This is a genomic window from Tenacibaculum dicentrarchi (assembly GCF_964036635.1).
GTDB lineage: Bacteria > Bacteroidota > Bacteroidia > Flavobacteriales > Flavobacteriaceae > Polaribacter > Polaribacter dicentrarchi.
Genome location: NZ_OZ038524.1, coordinates 1,553,007 through 1,571,216 on the forward strand (window position 1 = coordinate 1,553,007; position 18,210 = coordinate 1,571,216).

At 32.1% G+C, this 18,210-nt stretch carries 13 protein-coding genes; 10 read left to right on the forward strand and 3 right to left on the reverse strand.

Annotation, left to right across the window (positions count from 1 at the left end; all coding sequences use genetic code 11):
- The first annotated feature begins 27 nt into the window (after positions 1–27).
- From ABNT14_RS06725 to ABNT14_RS06740, 4 genes are all read left to right on the forward strand, one after another.
- On the forward strand, positions 28–960 hold the full coding sequence (locus ABNT14_RS06725; protein WP_101901438.1) for a homoserine kinase: 933 nt from the start codon (positions 28–30) through the stop codon (positions 958–960).
- 68 nt (positions 961–1,028) lie between these two features.
- Complete coding sequence (thrC, locus tag ABNT14_RS06730; protein ID WP_101901436.1) at positions 1,029–2,327, forward strand: threonine synthase; 1,299 nt, start codon at positions 1,029–1,031, stop codon at positions 2,325–2,327.
- Positions 2,328–2,858: 531 nt separating this feature from the next.
- Positions 2,859–4,631 carry an AMP-dependent synthetase/ligase gene (locus ABNT14_RS06735; protein WP_101901434.1) on the forward strand — a complete coding sequence of 591 codons (1,773 nt, stop codon included), beginning with the start codon at positions 2,859–2,861 and terminating at the stop codon, positions 4,629–4,631.
- A 103-nt stretch (positions 4,632–4,734) separates the two neighbouring features.
- On the forward strand, positions 4,735–6,390 hold the full coding sequence (locus ABNT14_RS06740) for an RluA family pseudouridine synthase (RefSeq protein WP_101901432.1): 1,656 nt from the start codon (positions 4,735–4,737) through the stop codon (positions 6,388–6,390).
- Between the two features lie 2 nt (positions 6,391–6,392).
- Here ABNT14_RS06740 and ABNT14_RS06745 read toward each other — a convergent pair whose 3' ends face one another.
- On the reverse strand, positions 6,393–7,688 hold the full coding sequence (locus ABNT14_RS06745) for an MFS transporter (protein ID WP_101901431.1): 1,296 nt from the start codon (positions 7,686–7,688) through the stop codon (positions 6,393–6,395).
- 66 nt (positions 7,689–7,754) lie between these two features.
- Positions 7,755–8,564, reverse strand: coding sequence for a M48 family metallopeptidase (locus ABNT14_RS06750; protein WP_101901429.1), 810 nt, complete (start codon positions 8,562–8,564; stop codon positions 7,755–7,757).
- Positions 8,565–8,686: 122 nt separating this feature from the next.
- Between ABNT14_RS06750 and ABNT14_RS06755 the strand changes: the two genes are divergently transcribed.
- Together ABNT14_RS06755 and ABNT14_RS06760 are read left to right on the forward strand one after the other, a co-directional pair.
- Positions 8,687–9,553 carry an alpha/beta hydrolase gene (locus ABNT14_RS06755; protein WP_101901427.1) on the forward strand — a complete coding sequence of 289 codons (867 nt, stop codon included), beginning with the start codon at positions 8,687–8,689 and terminating at the stop codon, positions 9,551–9,553.
- A gap of 384 nt (positions 9,554–9,937) precedes the next feature.
- Positions 9,938–12,793 (forward strand): TonB-dependent receptor, encoded by a 2,856-nt coding sequence (locus ABNT14_RS06760; RefSeq protein ID WP_101901425.1) that lies wholly within the window; start codon positions 9,938–9,940, stop codon positions 12,791–12,793.
- Positions 12,794–13,305: 512 nt separating this feature from the next.
- Here the strand turns inward: ABNT14_RS06760 and ABNT14_RS06765 are convergent.
- On the reverse strand, positions 13,306–13,656 hold the full coding sequence (locus tag ABNT14_RS06765; RefSeq protein WP_101901423.1) for a 4Fe-4S binding protein: 351 nt from the start codon (positions 13,654–13,656) through the stop codon (positions 13,306–13,308).
- Between the two features lie 71 nt (positions 13,657–13,727).
- Here ABNT14_RS06765 and ABNT14_RS06770 point away from each other — a divergent pair, with 71 nt between their 5' ends.
- The 4 genes from ABNT14_RS06770 to ABNT14_RS06785 are packed head-to-tail and all read left to right on the forward strand — an operon-like array spanning position 13,728 to position 18,191.
- Positions 13,728–14,789, forward strand: coding sequence for an acyl-CoA reductase (locus tag ABNT14_RS06770; RefSeq protein ID WP_101901421.1), 1,062 nt, complete (start codon positions 13,728–13,730; stop codon positions 14,787–14,789).
- A gap of 56 nt (positions 14,790–14,845) precedes the next feature.
- Positions 14,846–15,922, forward strand: a complete 1,077-nt coding sequence (serC, locus tag ABNT14_RS06775) for a 3-phosphoserine/phosphohydroxythreonine transaminase (RefSeq protein ID WP_101901419.1) — start codon at positions 14,846–14,848, stop codon at positions 15,920–15,922.
- Between the two features lie 60 nt (positions 15,923–15,982).
- Positions 15,983–16,939, forward strand: a complete 957-nt coding sequence (locus ABNT14_RS06780; RefSeq protein ID WP_101901417.1) for an NAD(P)-dependent oxidoreductase — start codon at positions 15,983–15,985, stop codon at positions 16,937–16,939.
- 13 nt (positions 16,940–16,952) lie between these two features.
- The gene (locus ABNT14_RS06785; RefSeq protein ID WP_101901416.1) at positions 16,953–18,191 is read left to right on the forward strand and encodes a DUF1015 domain-containing protein; all 1,239 of its coding nucleotides are present in this window, start codon (positions 16,953–16,955) and stop codon (positions 18,189–18,191) included.
- Positions 18,192–18,210 lie beyond the last annotated feature (19 nt).

An 18,210-nucleotide genomic window follows, 5' to 3' on the forward strand; every position in this document is an offset into this window, starting at 1 on the left:
ATTCACTTCGGATAAAAAAGAAAAAAGATGAATTATATAAAAATATTTGCTCCTGCAACAGTTGCTAATGTTTCTTGCGGATTTGACTCTATGGGATTAGCCGTAGATACAATGGGTGATGAAATGACGTTTACAAAAACAACAGAAAAAGGAGTTAAAATTACAGAAATTACAGGTGCTGATGGTTTAAGTTTTGATGCTACTAAAAATGCTGCTGGAGTTGTTACTTTGGCAATGCTAGAAAAACATCCTGTTGATTTTGGTATTGAAATAACAATGCACAAAGGTTTTTCTCCAGGAAGTGGATTAGGTAGTAGTGCAGCAAGTTCAGCAGGTGCAGCTTTTGGAGTGAATGAACTACTTAACAAACCTTTTTCTACATTAGAATTAACAAAATTTTCAATGATAGGTGAAGAAACTGCTTGCGGTACTCCAATTGCTGATAATGTTTCGGCAGCAGTTTATGGTGGTTTTGTACTTATCCGAAGTTATGAACCTTTAGATATAATTAAATTACCTGTACCAAGCGAATTACAATTAGTTGCCATACATCCACAAATTGAAGTAAAAACTAAAGACGCTCGTGAAGTTTTACCTGATAACGTATCGTTAAAAAATGCCATTACTCAATGGGCTAATGTTGGTGGATTAGTAAGTGGTTTATACTCTAATGATTATCAATTAATCAGCAACTCATTAACTGATGTAATTGTTGAACCTGCTAGAAAACACTTAATTCCTCATTTCGATTTAGTTAAAAATGAAGCCATAAAAGCGGGTGCTTTAGGTGCAGGAATTTCAGGTTCAGGCCCTACTATTTTTGCCTTATGCAAAGGTAAAAAAACAGCTAAAAAAGTTAAAGAAGCAATACAAAATGCCTACGCCGATAAAAATATTGATTTCACCTTATTTTCATCAAAAATAAATACCGAAGGAATAAAAATTTTAGAAACTAAATAAAAATAATAGCACAAAAAATATTTTAACTTTATTAATAATGCTTTTCATAAAAAATAAAAAAAATAAAAATGAACTATTATAGTCTTAATAAAAAATCGCCTAATGTTAGTTTTCAAGAAGCCGTTGTTAATGGACTAGCTCCTGACAGAGGTTTATATTTTCCTGAAAATATTACGCCACTTTCAAAAGATTTTATTGAAAATATCGAAAATTATTCAAATCATGAAATTGCTTTTGAAGTGATTAAACAATTTGTTGGCGATGAAATTCCTTCGGATGTTTTACAGCAAATTATCAAAGAAACACTTTGCTTTGATTTCCCTGTTGTTTCTGTGGATGAAAATGTAGCAACTTTAGAACTTTTTCATGGTCCTACCATGGCTTTTAAAGATGTTGGTGCTCGTTTTATGGCACGTTGTTTAGGTTATTTCAATAGAAATAACAATGAGGAATTAACCGTTTTAGTTGCCACTTCTGGAGATACTGGCGGTGCGGTTGCCGATGGATTTTTAGGGGTAAAAGGCGTGGATGTTGTTATTTTATATCCTAGCGGAAAAGTGAGCGATGTACAAGAAAAACAATTGACCACTTTAGGGAAAAACATCACTGCTTTAGAGGTTAATGGCGTTTTTGATGATTGTCAAGAAATGGTAAAAACGGCTTTTTTAGATACTGAAATTAGCCGAACTTTAACTTCTGCAAATTCGATAAATGTAGCACGTTGGTTACCACAAATGTTTTACTTTTTCTTAGCTTATAAACAAGTTAAAAAAACTCAAAAAGATACTTTAGAAAACCTTGTTTTTTCTGTTCCTAGCGGTAATTTTGGAAATATCTGTGCAGGAATGATGGCACAAAAATTAGGCTTACCAATTAAACATTTTGTTGCTTCAACCAATATAAATGATACCGTTCCTAATTATTTAAAAGATGGAATTTACACACCAAAGCCATCAAAAACCACGATTTCAAATGCCATGGATGTTGGAAATCCTAGTAATTTTATCCGTATTCAAGAAATTTTTCAAAATGATATAGAAGCTTTAAAAAACACTTTTTCTTCGTATTCTTTTTCTGATGAACAAACTCGTGAGGCAATGAAATTAATCCATAAAAATAGCGGTTATATTGCCGACCCACACGGAGCTGTTGGATATTTAGGAGCAAAAGAATATCAAAAAAATAATTCAGAAGCATTTTGTGTATTTTTAGAAACGGCACATCCTGTTAAATTTTTAGATGTTGTTGAAAATACTTTAAGTGTAAAAATCGCGATTCCTGAACAAATTAAATCGGTTATGAATAAAGAGAAAAAAGCGATTAAAACAACTAATTATAACGATTTGAAAAACTTTTTAAATTCCTAAAAAAGTTCTCGATATAATTTTTTTGAAGTAAAAAATTACTCAAATTGAAAAACTTATTTAAATTTTAAACAAACTCATAATATTTTAGAGCCTCTTTAAAATATATAAATTAGTTAAACACAGACCTTACAGGTTTTAAAAATCTGTGAGGTCTAATTACCTTGTGATACTACCTAATATCGTTACGAGCAAGATACTCAGATAGCACAGATGAACTTTTATTCGTTAATTTCAAAAATTAGTACAAATGCCTAGCCCCGATTGAAGCATCTGTTTGAGCTCCTTTTTTGATTTTTTTCAAAAAAGAGCGAGTGCGAAAAGCGGGAAATTGCTTCAAATTATTTTTATTAATTTTTATGAAATTCAAAAAACCTAGCCCTTTATGTTGCATATAATACTAAAAAATGTCGCTTAAAAAGACTATTACCTTAGTTTAAATAATCGTAAAAAACTGATTTACAGACATCAAAGTGAAACTTGTACAATCGATGGAATTTACCTAATTTGCAATACGCAAAAAACAACAACTTTATGTCGATTGAAATAACCCGTCTTTTTGACTTTCCATATCACCTGCAAGAAACGTATAATCTAGAAAAAGCTTTTACCACTAAATATAATGGTAAATGGGAATCTATATCTACTCAAGAATATATTGATAAAGCCAACACTATTAGTAGAGGTTTACTCCGTTTAGGCATACAGCCTAATGATAAAATTGCCGTAATTTCAACCACTAATCGTACGGAATGGAACATTTGTGATATCGGTATTTTACAAACTGGTGCGCAAAACGTACCTATTTATCCGACTATTTCAAAAGAAGATTATGAGTATGTTTTAAATCATTCTGAAGCTATTTATTGTATTGTTTCTGATCAATCTATTTTAGATAAACTAAATCAAATTAAAGGAAATACAAAGCTGAAAGGTGTTTTTACTTTTGATGATATTACCAATGAAAAAAATTGGAAAGATATTTTAAAACTCGGGGAAGACAAAAGTAATCAATCGGAAGTTGAAGCTAGAAAAAGTGCCGTTAAATCAGACGATTTAGCAACCTTAATTTACACATCAGGAACTACTGGAAGACCTAAAGGCGTTATGCTTTCACACGGAAATATTGTTTCTGATGTATTAGCTAGTGAAAAAAGAGTGCCATTATTATATGGTGAAGAACGTGGGTTGAGTTTTTTACCAGTTTGCCATGTTTTTGAACGCATGATTTTATATTTATATCAATACTGTGGTGTTTCAATCTATTTTGCCGAATCTATTGATAAACTAAGCGATAATGCAAAAGAAATTAAACCGCATGTAATGACAGCTGTTCCTCGTTTGTATGAAAAAATTTACGATAAAATTTATGCCAAAGGAGCAGATTTAACAGGAATAAAAAAACGATTGTTTTTCTGGGCAATTGAATTAGGGCTTCAATATGAGCCGTATGGTGCTAATGGATGGTGGTATGAAAAAAAATTAAGCATTGCTCGTAAATTAATTTTTTCGAAATGGCAAGAAGCTTTAGGGGGTGAACTTAAATTAATGGTTTCTGGCTCAGCTGCTTTACAATCACGATTAACAAGAGTTTTTACTGCCGCAGGAATGCCTGTAATGGAAGGTTATGGACTTACCGAAACCTCACCTGTTCTTAGTGTTAACGATGTTAGAAATGGTGGTTTTAAAGTAGGAACTGTTGGTAAAATGTTAGACGGCATTGAATTAAAATTCGCAAGCACTGGCGAAATTTTAGTAAAAGGTCCTAATGTAATGTTAGGCTACTATAAAGACCCTGAAAAAACAGCGGAAGTTATAAAAGATGGCTATTTTTATACTGGTGATAAAGGGGAGTTGGATGCCGATGGATTTTTGAAAATTACAGGACGTACCAAAGAAATGTTTAAAACTTCTGGTGGTAAATATATTGTGCCGCCATTATTAGAAGGCGAATTAAAACAATCACGTTTTATAGAGCAAGTAATGGTAATTGGCGAGGGAGAAAAAATGGCAGCTGCTTTTATTCAACCTAATTTTGATTTTGTTAAAGAATGGGCTTCAAGACATGGGATTAAATTAGAAACAAATCAAGAATTGGTTAAAAACCAAAAAGTAATTGATCGTATTGAAGAAGAGGTTATTATTTGTAATGCTAATTTCGGGAAATGGGAAACTATTAAAAAGTTTGAACTAACTCCTGAAGAATGGTCGATTGAAGGTGGGCACCTTACTCCTACCATGAAAATGAAACGTAAAATTATTAAAGAAATGTATAAAGATTTATACGATAAAATTTATAGAAGTTAACTTCATTTTTCTGAAGATTATACTGCTAAAAATATTTAAAAGTGTTGTGAAAACAACACTTTTTTCTTTTAAACTACTTTTATTATTCTTATTTATTTTAAAAATGCCTAAACTTATTGCTTTCACTTCGGATATTAGTCAAATTACAGTTCCTGAAAAATTTGATTATCCGCATAATTACACGCCACATCCTTTGGCTAAAATTGCTTCGGAAGAATTACAAGAATATTTAAAAACTCAAACAGATTTTACGCATAACTTCGGATTGAAAAACATAGCCCTCCACAAAAACAAGCAAAATACTACTGCTTTAGGAAAAATGTTTGGGGTTTTAGTGGTTAAAAATAAGCAAGGTAAACTCGGGTATTTAACGGCTTTTTCAGGAAAAATAGCACAAAGTACACAGCACAAGCATTTTGTTCCGCCTGTTTATGATGTTTTAAAAGAAGATGGTGTTTTCTTGAAAACTGAAAAAATAAACAATCAGATTAATCAGAAAATTATCAATTTAGAAAATAGTAGCGCCTATTTAAAAACAAAAAAAGACTATTTTATTTTACTAAAATCAACTGAAAAATTACTTCAAGAAGAGCAAAAAATACTTAAACAAAGAAGACTTTTAAGAAAGATAGAAGGAAAACAAAACAATCAACTCAATATTAATGAAGAATTTTATCTTCGAGAATATGATGTTTATTTACAGGATAAAATTCGTCCTTTTAAAAAAAAATACAGCAATTTTCAAGAACAGATTGAACAATTAAAACAACAACGAAAAGAACTTTCATCATCAGGACAGCAAGAAATATTTAAGCAATATCAGTTTTTAAATGCGAATAATAAAACACAAAATTTAATTACTATTTTTGAAAACTCACCACAAAATATTCCCGCAGGAGCAGGCGATTGTTGCGCACCAAAATTATTACAATATGCATTTTTAAACCACTTTACGCCTATTTGTATGGCGGAGTTTTGGTGGGGAAATCCGTTAGCGACATCCGTTCGAAAACATAAAAATTATTATACGGCATGTACCGGAAAGTGCAAACCGATTTTAAAACATATGTTACAAGGTATATCGGTTTATAATAATCCTTTGGAAGAAAAAATTTCAGAAGAAAAAGAATTAGAAATTATTTTTGAAGATGCCTATTTATTAGTTGTTAATAAGCCTTCAGGATTGTTATCTGTTCCAGGGAAAAAAAATCAAGATTCGGTAGCACATCGCATTGAAAAAAAACACCTAAATGCGCTAGTCGTACATCGGTTAGACATGGCAACTTCTGGAATTTTATTAATTGCAAAGAACCTTGAAATTTACAAAAACTTACAAGATCAGTTTATCAACAAAACAATTAAAAAGCGTTACGTAGCGGTTTTAGATGGTATTTTAAAAGCTGTTTCTTCTAAAAAAAACCAGAAAATAAACAATGAGATAACCCTGCCTTTAAGAGTTAATTTAGAGGACAGACCTAAACAATTAGTTTGCCATGTACACGGCAAAAATACGCTTACAAAATGGGAAATCATCGAAATTAAAAATAACAAAACAAGGGTTTATTTTTATCCAATTACTGGGCGAACGCATCAATTACGTGTTCATGCAGCGCATCATTTAGGCTTAAATTCACCAATTATTGGCGATGTTTTATATGGTGTTACCGCTAATAGATTACATTTACATGCTGAAAAAATTAGTTTTAAGCATCCTATTACAAAACAAGAACTATATTTTTCATCTGCTGTTCCATTTTAAATTTAAGCGACATATTTTGTTTTTTTCATGGTGTTTAACACCAATAATGAGGCTAAAAAGAAAACAGCTAAACACAAGACAGACCATTGCATAGAATCTGTAATAGCATATAATGTTCCGTAAACTGATGTTCCTAAAACAATAGCTATTTTTTCGGTAACGTCATAAAAACTAAAATAAGTAGCGTGATCTTGTGTATCTGGTAATAACTTTGAGTATGTAGATCGTGTTAATGTTTGTATTGCACCTTGAACCAAACCTAATAAGCCTCCTAGTCCATAAAAATATATACCAACGTTTTCTTGTGTTTTATCTAATGAAAAGGCAAATAAACAGACAAGCATCCAAATAATGATAGTTATTTTTAAAGCGGTGATATTACCAAATTTGCCTGATACCCTTGAAAAAATATAAGCACCAAAAATAGCAATTATTTGCACTAATAATATCGTTAAAATCATATTAAAAGTGGGTAAGTTTAATTCTGATGAACCAAAAATAGCCGCCATTAAAATAATGGTTTGCACCCCAATGCTTAAAAAGAAAAAAGAGATTAAAAAACGCTTTAATGTCGGGTAGTTTAACAGTTCTTTATATACAATTTTTAATTCTCTGTAGCCTTTCCAGATGTAATCGTTATCGGGTTGTTTATTGTAAATATCGTCTGGTAGTTTTTTAAAGGTAATTTGTGCAAAACCAATCCACCAAAGCCCCACCATTACAAAAGAAATCCGAGAAGCCATACCTGTTGTAATGCCAAATAAATCAGGATTTTGAATCATTATTAAATTGATAATCAATAATATTACCGAACCTACATATCCGTACATAAAACCTTTTGCACTCGCTTTATCTTGTTGTTCAGGCAAAGCTACTTCAGGTAAATAGGCATTATAAAATACCCAACTAGCCCAAAAACCAATACTTGCTAAAATGGTGAATAAAATACCAATCCAAACAGTAGAAACACCTTTAAAAAAATACAAGGCAATTACTGATAAACCACCCATCCAACAGAAAAACTTCATGAATTTTTTCTTACTTCCGGTATAATCGGCAATTCCTGATAAAATAGGTGAAATAAATGCCACCACTAAAAAAGAAAACGACAAGGCATAGCTATATAAACTATCGGGATGTTCCCAATCCATTCCTAAAAAACAAACGGTTTTTCCTTTGGTTACCGCACTGTAATATAACGGAAAAACTGCCGTGCTTATTACTAATGAATATACCGAGTTTGCCCAATCGTAAAACGCCCAGGCGTTAATTAACTTCTTATCTCCTCTTTTATACATATCTTCTTAAAATAAAAAAAACCGCTCATAAAAATGAACGGTTGGCAATATAAATAATTTATGCTGCTATTTTCTTACTGGAACATTATATTTTGCTGCTAATTTTTTTGCTTCTGGTAAAAAAGCTCTAAGTGTTCGAATACGTGTTTGGTTTGAAGGGTGTGTACTCATAAATTCAGCAGGTGCTTTTCCTTTTGATATTTGACTCATTCGTACCCAAACCTCAGCTGCTTCGCTACCATTATAGCCTGCCATTAACATAAAAACCAATCCTAATTTATCGGCTTCTGTTTCATGACCTCTACTAAATGGCAACATTACAAGAGTTTGACTTCCTAAACCATACGCCATATTAAAAAGTTGTGCATTTTTACTATTTGCTGTTCCTAAAGCTACTGCTGCACCACCTAATTGTTGTATTTTACCCGTTGACATACGCTCTTGCCCATGTTTAGCAAAAGCATGGGCTACCTCATGTCCCATAACAGCAGCAACACCATCTTCGTTAGCACAAACTGGTAAAATACCCGTATAAAAAACTACTTTACCTCCTGGCATACACCAAGCATTTAATGTTTTATCTTCTACTAAATTAAACTCCCATCGATATGAATTTGCTTCGGATGTCATTCCGTTGGCTCTCATAAAACGATCTACTGCTGCTGAAATCTTTTTACCAACTCTTTTTATTTGGTTTGATTTTGTAACATTTGTAGATAATTTATTTTCTTGTAAAAAACCTTTATATTGTGCAAAACTTGCAGGTAATACTTGCGCATCACTTACGAAATTAAGTCGTTTTCTTCCTGTAATTGGCACCGTACTACATTGTACTAAAAATAGGGCAACAATTCCTAAAGCTATAATTTTTTTCATTTTTTTTGTTTTTAGTTGTTTTGGTCATTATATATGACACAGTATAAATAATAATGTCACAAAAGTAGGAAACAATTTGTTTGTTTATCTTTACAAATTATATTATTATATTAAAAAATGTCATGAATTTAATAAATACAAATTTACTCCCCCCTAGCTTAACAATTCCTAAACCTATTATTTTTTCAGCTAAATTTACACAGTTTTTTTCAACACATTTAACAGCTAAATTTGCGGCACTTCTTTTTAGTACTCCTGTAAAATTTCCAATTCCAAAACGAGAAAAAGTAATGTTGGCTAGCTCCCAAAAGAAAACAATTTTTGTAGAAAGTATTGGTAAAAATATTGAAGTTTTATCCTACGGATATTCTCATAAAAAAGTATTATTGGTACACGGTTGGGCTGGTAGAAGTACGCAATTATTTATGATGGCTGATAAATTATTAGAACAAGGTTATATGGTTATATCTTTTGATGGTCCGGCGCATGGAAATTCCTCAGGAAAAACCACAGCAATGCCCGAATTTATAGCTACCATTACTCAAATTGAAAAGCAATTTGGTCCTTTTGAAGCCGCTGTCGGGCATTCTTTTGGCGGTATGTGCTTGTATAATAGTGTTGCTGATGGTTTTAATATTAATAAATTAGTAAGCATTGGTGCACCTGATTATATTTCGGAGGTATTGCTTAATTTTTCAAAAAACTTAAACGTAAAACCCCGTGTTGCCATTAAAATGAAACAGTTTTTTGATGAAAAATGGCAAGTAGATATTGAACAGCATTCCGCTAGCATAGTGGCTAAAAAAATTACCATTCCAACATTGGTTGTGCATGATACTGCCGATGGTGATGTCTCGGTTAATTGTGCTGTAAATATTCGTAAAAACTTACAAAAAGGAACACTTTTAATGACCCAAGGATTAGGACATACCAAAATACTACGCAATAAAAAAGTAACTGCTGATATTGTTAAATTTATATGTGATTAATGGTAAAAAAACAGCGTAAATATGGATGCGATACAGAAATAAAATCAGCAGGATGTTTAGCTATTTTGAAAAATACTTTCTTTAAAATAATAGTAATACATAATCAATAATTATACAAAACCCTAGCCCCGATTGTAGCAATTGTTTGAGCTCCTTTTTTGATTTTTTTCAAAAAAGAGCGAGTGCGGAAAGCGGGAAATTGCTTCAAATAAGTAAACAATTAAAAACAGCAAAACAATTAATTTTTAAAATTTTCTAAAAAAAATGTTAAAATAACGAGTATAATATTTTAACAGTACACTTATTAATAATATAACCAAAAACTAAAATTACATTACTAATTGTAATTTTCAACTAAAATAATTATTAATTAAACACCTTTTTATGAAAAAAATTACACTTTTATTTTTCGCTATGCTGTGTAGTAGTCTTATTTGGGCGCAGTCAAAAATTTCAGGAACTATTGTCGATAGCGCCAATCAACCGTTGCCTGGTGCAAATATTATCGAAAAAGGAACAGCCAACGGTGCTAATTCTGATTTTAACGGGGCTTTTAACCTAACCGTTCAAAATAATGCTATTTTAGTTGTTAGTTTTTCGGGGTTTGAAACCCAAGAAATTGCCTTAAAAGGTAAAAAGAATATTAAAATTATTTTAAAAGAAGGTTTAGAGTTAGACGAAGTTGTTATTACAGGTTCGCGAACTCCATCACGAAGTAATACCACAAGTGCTTTGCCTATTGATGTGGTGTCTGCTAAAGATTTACAATCTACCGGGCAGGCTACTTTTGATAAAGCTTTACAATATAAAATTCCATCTTTTAACACGGTTCAAACACCTGTTAATGATGCAACTTCTTTATTAGATCCGTATGAAATTAGAAATATGGGACCTAGTAGAACTTTAATTTTAATTAACGGTAAACGTAAAAATTTAAGTTCTTTATTATATACCCAAACTTCGCCAGGACGTGGTGAAACAGGTTCTGATATTTCAGGAATCCCTACCGATGCCATTAAAACAGTGCAGGTTCTTAGAGATGGCGCTTCGGCTCAGTATGGTTCTGATGCTATTGCGGGGGTTATTAATATTATTTTAAAAGATGATGCCAAAAATGGTTCAGCAACATTAAGGTCAGGAATTACAGGGCAAGGTGATGGTAAAATGTTGGGGGTAAGCATAAATAATGGAACTACAATTGGTGATGATAAAGGTTTTGTAAACTATACGGCTGATATTTCTAAAACAGCATTATCGAACAGACCTGGTACTGTTGATGCAGCGGGTGAATTTGCCGATTTTTACGACCCCGATGCTCAAAATCCAATTACACTTACCGATGTTCAAAACTATTTAAAAAGACATCCTGATGCTGACAATATTAATGGATCACCACAGTTAGCGGCTTCTAAATTTTCAATTAACGCAGGATATACACTTAGTGAAACTACCGATATTTATGCCAATGCAGCATACGTGTTTAAAAAAGTAAATTCGTTTGCAAACCACAGAACACCTTATTGGAGAACGTTAGATAAAAAAACAGGCTATCCTTATTTGGCTGATTTTTATCCTGGAAGTCATCCGACAAATGCGGGTGGATACGACGGTTATACCCCAACTTTTGAAGGAGATTTAAGTGACTATAATGCTACAATTGGTTTTAAAACCAAGAAAAATGATTGGAATATTGACGTAAGCTTTACCACGGGAGGGAATTCACAAACTTATAGAGTTAGTGAATCTCATAACAGAAATATTGTCCACTCTGCTTCTACTTGGATTGACGCAAATAAAAATGGTATTGTTGATACTGGCGAAATAACCGAAGGTTCAGAATTATACAGAGCAAATAGTAAAAAATCTTTTGATCCGGGAGGAACTGCTTTTTCTCATAATGTAGGAAATATTGATGTTTCAAGAATACTTTCCGATAAAGTAAGTGTTGCTTTTGGTACGGAATTTAGGTCAGAAGAGTTTGAAGTAATCGCTGGTGAATTAGGTTCTTATGATGGTGGTGGTGCCGATTCATTTGCAGGAAACAGCCTTGAAAATTCAGGTAAATTTAGCCGTTATAATTTAGGAGGATACGCAAGTTTAGATTATGACGTTAATGACGATTTTTTACTTAGCGGAACTGCAAGAGTTGAAAACTACTCTGATTTTGGAAGTACTTTTGTATGGAAGTTAAGTTCTCGTTATAAATTTTCTGATGATAAATATACCGTAAGAGGTTCGGTTTCTACAGGATTTAGAGCACCAACATTACATCAAATTTATACACAAAAAGCACAATATAGCTTTGTACCAGGACAAGGAATACAAGTTGGTGGTTTGGTAAATAACGTATCATCGCAAAAAGGATTATTAGGATTGCCTGATTTAACCGCCGAAGAATCTACTAATATAACTGTTGGTATTGGAGCTAAACCTTTTAGAAATTTCTCTTTCACACTAGACTATTACAATATTAAAGTTGACGACAGAGTAATTTTAAGTACCGAAGTAAAACCACCAAATACCCCTACTTTTAGCGGATTGTCAGACGTTAGTTTCTTTTTAAACGCTATTGACACTAAAACTTCTGGTTTAGATGTGGTTATTGGTTACAAAAATATTGAAGTTGCCGATGGTAAATTAGGCTTTAACTTATCGGGTAATTACACTATTGAAAACAAGCGAGTTGGCGCAGTTAAAAACCCGAAATTTGTTGCAGATTCAAATCAATCGGTAGTAAATGATACACAAGAAGCTTTATTTTTTACCTCAAGACCGCAAACAAAATGGATTTTAGGAACTACCTACGATATTGGTAAATTCGGAATATCATTAAACAACACTTATTTTGGTAAAACAAAATTTGCACAACAAGGACTGCAAGATTTAGAAGGATTATTTACCAATGCTTCCGATATTCCTGCTGGAGCAGTTTCTGACGGAAGTTCAGATTTAAGAACCGAGTTTATTCCAAAAGTAGTAACCGATTTAGGTATCAATTTTAGCGCAACCGACCGAATTACCATTGCTTTAAACGTAAATAATATTTTAAACGTTTTACCAGAATGGAAATTTACAGAAGCAACCCCAACAGGGCAAGCAATTTTAAATGGTGCAGCTGTTAGCAACTCGCCATCAAACTTAATTACCTTTAACCAACGTTATTCACAAATGACTTATGATGGTTATCATTTTAGTCAATTAGGAACGATGTTTAATTTATCTGTGAATTATCAATTTTAAATAACGCAAACTATTAACTCTCATTAATCGTTTATTTTTTTGATAGAAAGCCGAAATCGTACTGATTTCGGCTTTTTTACTTTTATTTTTTTTTATTAGAAGCAATTTCCCGCTTTCCGCACTCGCTTTTTTTATTTTTTTGAAGAAAAAAAACAAAAAAGAGCTCAAACAATTGCTGTAATCGGGGCTAGGCATTAGTACTATTTTTTTAAGAATTGTACAAGAAAGATACTTATGTAATTAAAAATCAGACCTTACAGGTTTTGAAAACCAAATTATGGTCATGCTAAATTTATTTTAGCATCGCATCAACAGGTGAACTACAGCTAATCAGGATGCGAACCTTAAATAAAACCCCGTTGACAAATGCGATTTTCTGTTTTTCTGATAAAACTTTTTTAATAAAATTTAAGCAAGCTCCAAAAATAAAACTAAAATTATAAGCTATTTTTTAGGCACAAAAAAATCCTAAGTAAAAACTCAGGATTTTTTTATTTTACTAATAAAATATCTTATTCGTTATGCATAAAACGCTGTTTTGCTAACAACTCTTCATCTGTTTCTACGTTATCGTCATCAGGAACACAACAATCTACTGGGCAAACTGCCGCACATTGTGGCTCTTCATGAAAACCTTTACACTCTGTACATTTATCTGCTACGATAAAATATATTTCATCAGAAATAGGCTCTTGATCGGTATCTGCATTGGCTTTTTGTCCGCTAGGCAATACTAAATCCCCTTTTAAATCAGTACCATCTGCATATTTCCAATCATCAGCGCCTTCATAAATTGCCGTATTCGGACACTCTGGTTCACAGGCTCCACAATTTATACACTCATCTGTTATAATAATAGCCATAATTAATCTATTTCAGTTTTGTAACTTTGCAGTTGCAAAAATAGTTCCAAATTAATTTAGAAACAATATAAATGGATACAATCCAAAACAGAATCGATGCTTTTATTAAATTAGGAGTCTTTTTAGAACAGTTTTCTCATGAGGATATTCAAAAGAAAGAAAACATTCCCCATAACGACTTATTTTTTGATGGTTTTAAACATCAATTAAAAATAGCCGAAGAAAATAATAAATGGTTTACCCGTCAAAATTTATTATTTGCCATAAAAAGTTGGGCAGAAGCTTTATCCGAAGAAAATATTCAGCAATGGATTGCTAACGAAAATTTAGGTAAAAATACGCCTAAAAATGTAGCGATTATTATGGCGGGAAATATTCCGTTGGTTGGTTTTCATGATTTTTTATCAGTATTAATTTCGGGGCATTCGGTTTTGGTAAAACAATCGTCAAACGATAAACATTTAATGCCTTTTTTAGCAAAATATTTAGAATATGTTGCACCTCAACTAAAAGGAAAAATTACTTTTACCCAAGAAAAACTAACTGATTTTGATGCCGTTATTGCTACAGGAAGCAATAATACAGCCCGTTATTTTGAATATTATTTTAAAAATAAGCCGAGTATCATTAGAAAAAGTAGAAATTCTGTAGCCGTTTTAACAGGAAACGAAACTGCTGAAGATTTTGAAAATTTAAGCAATGATATTTTTCATTATTTTGGATTAGGTTGTCGTTCGGTTTCAAAATTATTTGTCCCTAAAAACTATGATTTCGAATCCTTTTTTAAAGGAATGTACAACAAACAAGATATTATTAACAACGCCAAATACGCCAATAATTACGATTATAATAAAACGGTGTATTTAATGAGCGAGTTTGATATTTTAGAAAACGGCTTTTTAATGATTAAAGAAGACCCAAGCTACACCTCGCCTATTGCTACTATTTTTTATGAATATTACGATACTATTACCGAGCTGAAAACAAAACTTGAAATCGAAAAAGAAAAAATACAGTGTATTGTTGCCCGTAATTTTATGGAAAATGAAATTGCTTTTGGACAAACTCAGCATCCTACATTATCCGATTATGCCGATGGCGTAAATACCTTAGCTTTTTTATCAAAAATTTAAAGTTTAACTTCCTATAAATTTTGCACCTTTGTTTGCTCATAAAAACAATATCAGCCATGAAAAAACATAACTTTAGCGCAGGTCCTTGTATTTTACCTGAAGAAGTTTTACAAAAAGCATCCGAAGCAATTATTAATTTTAATAATGATGACTTATCGTTAGTTGAAATTTCTCACAGAAGTACCTCTTTTGTAAATGTGATTGAAAATGCGCGTAGTTTAGCCTTAGAATTACTAGGTTTAGAAAACAAAGGTTATACGGCATTGTTTTTACAAGGTGGTGCAAGCAATCAGTTTTTAATGACCGCGTATAATTTATTAAACAAAAAAGCGGCGTACTTAAATACTGGAACTTGGAGTTCAAAAGCCATAAAAGAAGCAAAATTATTCGGCGAAATTGTTACCGTTGCTTCATCCGAAGATAAAAACTTTAATTACATTCCTAAAAATTATAGCATTCCTACCGATGCCGATTATTTTCATTGCACGAGCAATAATACTATTTATGGAACGCAAATGAAAAGTTTCCCAGAAACGGAAGTTCCTTTAATATGTGATATGAGTTCCGATATTTTTTCGCGTGAATTAGATTTTTCAAAATTTGATTTAATTTATGCAGGCGCACAAAAAAACATGGGTCCGGCGGGAACAACGCTTGTTATCGTAAAAAACGATATTTTAGGAAAAGTGGAACGTATTATTCCTTCAATGTTAAATTATCAAACGTTTATCGATAAAGATAGCATGTTTAATACACCGCCTGTTTTTGCGGTTTACACCTCAATGCTAACCCTAGAATGGTTAAAAAAATTAGGTGGAATTCCGTTTATTGAAAAAGTAAACGAACAAAAATCGGCACTTTTATATGCTGAAATCGATAGAAACCAATTATTTACAGGAAGTGCTATAAAAGAAGATCGTAGCCATATGAATGCGACCTTTACTATTACATCGGGTATCGCATCCGAAGCTTTAAAAAATAAATTTGATACACTTTGGAGACAAGCAAATATTAATGGTTTAGATGGTCATAGAAGTATTGGCGGATATCGTGCTAGTATGTACAATGCCTTGCCTTTATACAGTGTTCAGGCTTTGGTCGATGTGATGCAAGAACTCGAAAGAACAAGTTAATTATAAAATTACCCTTTAATTTATCAATTGAAATTACCAATTAAAAGAAACATACTTTAAATGAAAATATTAGTAAACGACGGAATCTTAGACGGTGGAACAGCTACCCTAGAAAATGCAGGATTTGAAGTAATAACAACCAAAGTTGCGCAAGAACAGCTAGACAACTTTATCAATGAAGAGCAAATTAATGTTGTTGTTATCAAAAACAGCACAGAAATTCATGCCGAACTGATCGATAATTGCCCTACCTTAAAACTAATTGCAAACGCAAGCACAACCAACGATAATATTGATGTTATTTACGCCCAAGAATGTGGTGTGCAAATTATTAATGTTTCAGATGCAAGTGCCAATGCTGTTGCCGAATTGGTTTTTGCTCATTTATTAACAATGGCTCGTTTTTTACACCAAGCCAATAGAGAAATGCCTTTAGAAGGTGATACGAGTTTTAATGCTTTAAAGAAACAATTTTCAGCAGGAACTGAAGTTCGTGGAAAAACTCTAGGGATTATAGGAATGAGTATCGAAGGACAACAGGTAGCAAAACTTGCCTTAGGTTTAGGGATGAAAGTTATTGCCTACGATGTTGAATTTGGTGATTCAATTACAATTCCTGTTGAATTTTACAACGGACAAGCTATTGATATTGAAATCGATTTTACCTCAGCTGATGACTTACTAAAAGAAGCTGATTTTATTACGGTACATTTAGCATCCGAAGAAAATCATATTATTGGTGTTAAAGAGTTTGAAAAAATGAAAAAAGGTGTTGGTTTTATCAACGTTTCCCAAAGTGGTTTGGTAGATGAAATTGCCCTTGTAAATGCCATTGAAAGCGGAAAAGTACAGTATGCTGGTTTAGATACTTTTGAAAATCAGCCTACACCAGAAATTCAATTATTAATGAATCCTGAGCTATCTTTAAGCCCTAATATTGCTTCTTTTACCGTAGAATCACAACATAAAATAGGAACGGAATTGGCAAATAAAATTATTAATTCATTACACGTATAAATTTAAATTATTAATGGCAATTGTAAAACCGTTTAAAGCTGTTAGAGCTACTAGAGACAAGGTGGGGTTAGTTTCATCAAAATCGTATGAAATTTATAGCCCAGAAATGTTAAATGCTAAATTAGCGTTTAATCCTTATACATTTTTACATGTTTTAAACCCTGGTTATAAATATCATAAACAAGATATTATAGGCGAACAACGCTTTAAATTGGTACACAATCGGTATTTAGAATTTAAAGATGATGGTATTTTTACCAAAGATAAGGTTGCGGGGTTTTATATTTATCAAAAAACAACCGCAACGGCATCTTTTTGTGGTATTATTGCAGCAACTTCTGTGGATGATTATCATAATAATGTCATTAAAAAACACGAAGGAACGCTTCAGGAAAGAGAGTTATTATTTGAAAATTATTTAAAAAATACGGGTTTTAATACCGAACCTGTATTGCTTACTTATCCTGATAATAGTGTCATTACCGCTATTATTAAAAAATATAAAGCAACTAGACCTGAATATGAATTTTCAACCACCGATAAAGAGCATCATTTGTTATGGCTGGTTAATAATAAAGAGGATATTACACAAATAACCACTGCTTTTCAAGCAATCGATACCTTGTATATTGCCGATGGGCATCATCGGTCTACCTCTGCTTGTTTATTGGCTAAAAACTTAGCAAAAGAAAACCCGAATCATACAGGAAATGAAAAATACAACTTTTTTATGAGTTATTTGTTGCCTGAAAGTCAATTGAGTATTTATGAATTTAATCGATTTATTACCGATTTAAACGGCCTAACTCCTGAAGAATTTTTAATTGAATTAGATACTTTTTTTAGAATAGAAAACAGGGGACAAGAATTATACAAACCCAAAGAAAAGCATCAATTTAGCATGTATTTAAATGGCGAATTTTATGCCTTAAACTTACGCTTGTCAAGATATAAATTTACAGATGCTTTAAGTAAATTAGATGCGCAAGTTTTATATACTACTGTTTTAAAACCTATTTTAGGCATCGATGATATTCGAAATGCCTCTAAAATTTTATATTCTCAAGATAAATCGGACGGTTTAGAATTAAAAACAAAAGTTGATAGCGGTAAATTTAAAGTTTCCTTCGGAATGCTACCAACCTCTATTAATGAGCTTAAGCAAATTGTAGATGCCGATATGTTAATGCCTCCAAAAACAACCTATATAGAGCCTAAGTTAAGAAGTGCTTTAACTATTTACGAGTTTTAGCGCATTAAAAAATATCAAA